General features: G+C 68.4%; 5 protein-coding genes. 2 read left to right on the top strand and 3 right to left on the bottom strand.

The features are described from left to right. Window positions 1-322: 322 nt before the first annotated feature. Window positions 323-703, bottom strand: a complete 381-nt coding sequence (locus tag Q0379_RS16120) for a DUF2237 family protein (RefSeq protein WP_299011015.1) — start codon at window positions 701-703, stop codon at window positions 323-325. Between the two features lie 129 nt (window positions 704-832). On the opposite strand from Q0379_RS16120, the gene Q0379_RS16115 reads away from it, so the two are divergent. Together Q0379_RS16115 and Q0379_RS16110 are read left to right on the top strand one after the other, a co-directional pair. Continuing rightward, complete coding sequence (locus Q0379_RS16115; RefSeq protein WP_299011012.1) at window positions 833-1,711, top strand: CoA ester lyase; 879 nt, start codon at window positions 833-835, stop codon at window positions 1,709-1,711. Window positions 1,712-1,738: 27 nt separating this feature from the next. Continuing rightward, window positions 1,739-2,629, top strand: coding sequence for a hypothetical protein (locus Q0379_RS16110; RefSeq protein WP_299011009.1), 891 nt, complete (start codon window positions 1,739-1,741; stop codon window positions 2,627-2,629). Here the strand turns inward: Q0379_RS16110 and Q0379_RS16105 are convergent. Together Q0379_RS16105 and Q0379_RS16100 are read right to left on the bottom strand one after the other, a co-directional pair. Next, window positions 2,626-3,051, bottom strand: coding sequence for an HIT domain-containing protein (locus tag Q0379_RS16105; RefSeq protein ID WP_299011006.1), 426 nt, complete (start codon window positions 3,049-3,051; stop codon window positions 2,626-2,628). The two genes, Q0379_RS16110 and Q0379_RS16105, sit on opposite strands and share 4 nt — an antisense overlap. Next, on the bottom strand, window positions 3,044-4,057 hold the full coding sequence (locus Q0379_RS16100) for a MaoC family dehydratase (protein WP_299011003.1): 1,014 nt from the start codon (window positions 4,055-4,057) through the stop codon (window positions 3,044-3,046). Before Q0379_RS16100 ends, Q0379_RS16105 begins: the two co-directional genes overlap by 8 nt. Between the last annotated feature and the right edge of the window lie 574 nt (window positions 4,058-4,631).

The following is a 4,631-nucleotide window of genomic DNA, read 5'->3' as shown; positions in this document are numbered from 1 at the left end:
TTCGCGGCGGATCCAGCGGCAGGCTCCCTGAAACATCGGGACGAAGCCCTGGCGGCGGAGGCATAGGCGAACGCGGCAGGTCCGGGCTGAAATCGCCCGGGCGTTCCGGGACCGGGGTTCGTCGCCCTGGCCCGCCCGTCGGGGGCCTCCTTCGGAAGCGGGTTAAAACCCCGCGCGCCAAGGGCTCACCGGATAACGATCGCGCGGAGCGTCTGGCTTCGTCGAAACGGTACACACTATCCAAACCTCCGGACGGATGTCCGGCGCTCCGCTTTCCCTTCCATCCCTTCAGCGGCCCGCCGCGTGAAGCCGAGACGTCGTGTCAGGCGGCGGCGTGATCCTTCAGCACGCCCAGCGGCGCGACGGCCAGCATCTCTTCGTGGGTCGCTTCCAGCACGACCTGGGGCGCCATGCCGGCTTCGAGGGCCTCGGTCCAGCGGCCGGCGCACAGGCACCAGCGGTCGCCGGCCTTGAGGCCCGGGAAGGCCAGGTCGGGACGCGGCGTGGAGAGGTCGTTGCCGCGCGATTTCGAGAAGGCCAGGAACTCGTCGGTCATCACCGCGCAGACGGTGTGCAGACCCAGATCATGGGGCCCCGTTTCGCAGCAGCCGTTGCGATAGAAGCCGGTCATCGGGTCCAGGGAGCAGGGGACGAGTTCGCCGCCCAGCACGTTCTTGGCGTTCTTGTCGTACCGCATGGTCATGGCCCGATCCTATCCCCAATGCGGGAGGCGCCAAGACCGTATTCCGTCGCCTGCCCCAAGCGGAAGGCTTTTGCTGCGTCGCAGCAATGCTAAGCTGGAGCCAACACAGAAAACCGATCGGGGAGCACCATGACCGTCGACGTCGCCAACCGCCCGCGCCGCAGCGCCCTCTACATGCCGGCCTCCAACGCCAAGGCGGTCGAAAAGGCTCGCAGCCTGCCCGCCGACGTTATCATCCTGGACCTGGAGGACGCGGTCGCGCCGGAGTCCAAGCCGGCGGCGCGCGAGGCGGCCGTGGCGGCGGTGCAGGCGGGGGGCTTCGGCGACCGCGAGGTCGTGATCCGGGTCAACGGCCTCGACACCCCCTGGGGCGCCGAGGATCTGGCCGCCGCGGCCGAAGCCGGGCCCGACGCGGTGCTGGTGCCCAAGGTCAACGACGCCGCCGACGTGCGCCTCTACGACCAGCGCCTGCACGCCGCCCCGCCGGCCACGCGCCTGTGGACCATGATCGAGACCGCCAAGGCCGCCTTCCACCTCTGGGAGATGGCCGAGGCCTCGCACGGCACGCGCCTGGCGGCCTGGGTGATGGGCGTCAACGACTTCGCCAAGGAGATGCGGGCCCGTCAGACGCCGGACCGCGCGCCGTTCCTGCCGCTGCTGACGCTGTCGGTCGCCGCGGCCCGGGCGCATGGCCTGGCGATCCTGGACGGCGTCCACAACGACATCGAGGACCTCGAGGCGCTGGAAGCGGTCTGCGTGCAGGGCGTCGACTTCGGCTTCGACGGCAAGACCCTGATCCATCCGAAGCACTTGGAGATCTGCAACCGGGTCTTCTCGCCCTCGCCCGAGGACATCGCCTGGAGCCGCGCGGTGATCGCCGCCTTCAACGCGCCGGAAAATTCTGGCAAAGGCGCCTTGCGGGTGGACGGCAAGATGGCCGAACGTCTGCACTTGGCGCAGGCCGAGCGCCTGGTGGCGGTGGCCGAGGCGATCGCCGCCCGAGGTTGACGGTGAAGGGGCTCTAGAAGGTTGCGAATGCGGGCTATCGTCTTCTCCGTCGTCCTGGTCGCCAGCCCCGCGCTGGCCCAGCAGAGCCCGGCGACGATCCCGCCCGCGCAAGCGCCGCCCGTCGCGCCGGTCCCGCCGGCCGCCGAGGTTCCCCAGGCGCTCGATCCGCTCGGCGACCTGATCTCGCAATCCGGCCAGGACATGGACGAGGAGCAGGCCGAGACGGTCGCCAAGCCCGCGCCGCGCCGAAAGCCCAACATCCTGCCGATCCCGGCCCCTAGCGAAACCACTCCGGCCGCTCAGGTCTACGAGCTGCGGGTGCGCGGCTCGATCGCCGCCGCCCAGAACCTGCAGGGGCCGCTGGACGGCCAGTGGCGGGTGAATGGGCCGGACGGGACGCCGCTCTACGCGCTGCAGATCGTCGACAAGGCTGGCGGGGCCGCGCCGCTGGAGGGCGCCTGGCGCGATCTGCGCCGGACGGGCGCGCCAGGTTCGACCGGCCTGATCGACGACCTGCAGCGCGAGGGCGAGGGCCTGTCGGCGCGGTTCCTGGCCCGCGAGGGCGGCCAGTCCTCGACCCTGACCCTGCGTCCCGACGCCGACGGCCGCTGGTCGGGCCAGCTGGTCGAGGACGGCGCGACGCGCACCGTGGCCGCCGAACACCTGCTGCCCGAGGCGCCGCCAGGCTACGAGGCGCGCGGCGCGCGGCCTTATGTCTGGCCGCCGCGCGCCACGGCCGGCCGCGCCGCGCCCGCCAAGGCCGTCTGCTCGACCAAGGGCAAGAAGGGCAAGGCGCTGAAGGCCGCCAAGGCCAAGTGCGCGGCGGCCGCCCGCAAGGGCAAGGCCTCGGCCCTGAAGAAGGGCAAGGCGTCCAAGGCCAAGGGCAAGAAGGTCTCGAGCCGGAAGAAGAAGCGCTAGTTTTCTAGCACTTCCTCGGCCGCGGTTATCGCCGCCTCCAGGGCGTCCGGGCCGTACGGCATGGCGGCGCTGTGGCCCCAGACTGGACCCGGCCAGGCCGGATCGTCCCGCCGTCGGCCGACGACATGGACGTGCAGCTGGGCCGTGACGTTGCCCAGGGCGCCGACATTCAGCTTTTCGACCTCCAGGCCGAGCGCCGCGCCGATCGCCCGGACGGCGGCGCCGGCCAGAACGATCTCTTCCATCAGCTGCAGCCGATGGCCGACGTCCAGCTGCTCGATCTCGGTCCGCCCCGCCTGGCGCGGGATCAGGACCAGCCACGGATAGCGGACGTCGTCCTGCAGCCGGACTTCGCAAAGGGGAAGGTCGGCGACCAGATGCGAGGTCGCCACGAACGCTGGATCAAGAACAAAATCAGTCACGCTTGGGAACCGCCGCCCAGTAGTCGAAATCGAGGATCACCGCGGAATCGTAGACCCCTTCGGCGCCCTTGTCCGGGAATTCCGCGCAGGGCGCGTCCTTGGTCGCCACCAGCCGCAGCCGCAGGGCGCCGACGGAGCCCAGGTCGGCCTTGTCCAGCACCTCGCTCCAGGCGAACACCGTGCCGCCGGCGAAGAACGGGTTCACGTGCCGGCCGCCGTTGATCGCCAGGATCAGGCCGGCGTTCTGTAGGCCGTTGAACGACAGCGCCTTGGCCGTCGAGATCACCACCCCGCCATAGACCAGGCGTCGACCGGACGGGTCGTGGGCCCGCTCGAACTGATTGAAGTGCACCTTGGCCGTGTTCTGCCACAGGCGGGTGGCCATCTGGTGCTCGGCCTCCTCGACCGCCATGCCGTCGACATGGTCGATCTTCTCGCCGATCTCATAGTCCTCGAAGGCGTGCGGCGCGCCGGCCAGCGCCCAGTCATAGCCGGAGACGTCGAGACCCGCCGGCAGGACGAGGTCGGCGGGAGCGACCGCGGTCGACAGGGTCGGGACGGCCTGCTCGGCGATCTCGGCGGCTTCGTCGCGCTTGCGGACCATGACCCAGCGGACATAGTCGACGAGCAGTGTGCCGTCCTGCTTCCAGCCCTGGCTCTGCACCCAGACGATCCCGGTCCGGCGGTTGGAGTTCTCCTTGAGGCCGATCACGCGCGAGCGGGCGCTGAGCGTGTCGCCCGGAAAGGCAAGGCCCAGGAACCGGCCGTCGGCATAGCCGAGATTGGCTACCGCGTTCAGAGAGACGTCGGGAACCGTCTTGCCGAACACGATGTGAAATGCCAGCAGATCCTCGATCGGCGCCGCCGCAAGCCCGTTCGACCTGGCGAAGGGATCCGAGCAATGCTGCAGGAAACGCGATCCGGTGGTGGCCAGATAGAGTACGGCGTCGCCGGCACCCACCGTCCTGGGCGTCGCGTGCCGGATCGGCGCGGTACTTCTGCTCAAGATCAGGGAAACTCACCCAATCATCCTGCGCATTATCGATGCTCGCTGCCAGCACCAGTAGTTGTCCATCGTCGCGAGCCTGGCGTGCAATATCGAGATACTGTTCTATGCTCAGTTCCACATCCCGGCGCTTGCGGGCAAAGACGATTCGGTTATCGCACTGAGGCTGACAGTTAGCTGTGTTGGGTTCGCCCTTGGATCTCTTCTTCTGGCACAGGCCATCCTCTCCTGGCACTTTAGAGCAAATAATATTGTCCTGAATCAGCCGCCATCCTTGACCTTTCATGGTGAGCATGAGCGAGAGATCGTAGGCGCTGCCTTCGGTCCAGACGCGCCCCGATTGGTTGAGTTTTGCATCTTCGTTGCGCACAGCCGTAATCAGCCGCGCCGCGCCGGGGCCGCCGTGACCAGGTAACGCCGTACCGTCGCGCATTGCCTGATGTATTTCCTCCAACGCTTCGGCGCAGTGCATGATGCGCAGTTCGCGAAGAACCATTTCTGCCTCCGTCCGCACGCCCGGATCGCAGAGGATGTAATGGAGGGTCATTTCTATGGACTTATGTCCGAATAGGCG

Source organism: uncultured Caulobacter sp., assembly GCF_937900395.1.
Lineage (GTDB): Bacteria > Pseudomonadota > Alphaproteobacteria > Caulobacterales > Caulobacteraceae > Caulobacter.
Note: the sequence above shows the minus strand (reverse complement) of the source record. Positions and strands in the feature narration are given on the sequence as shown.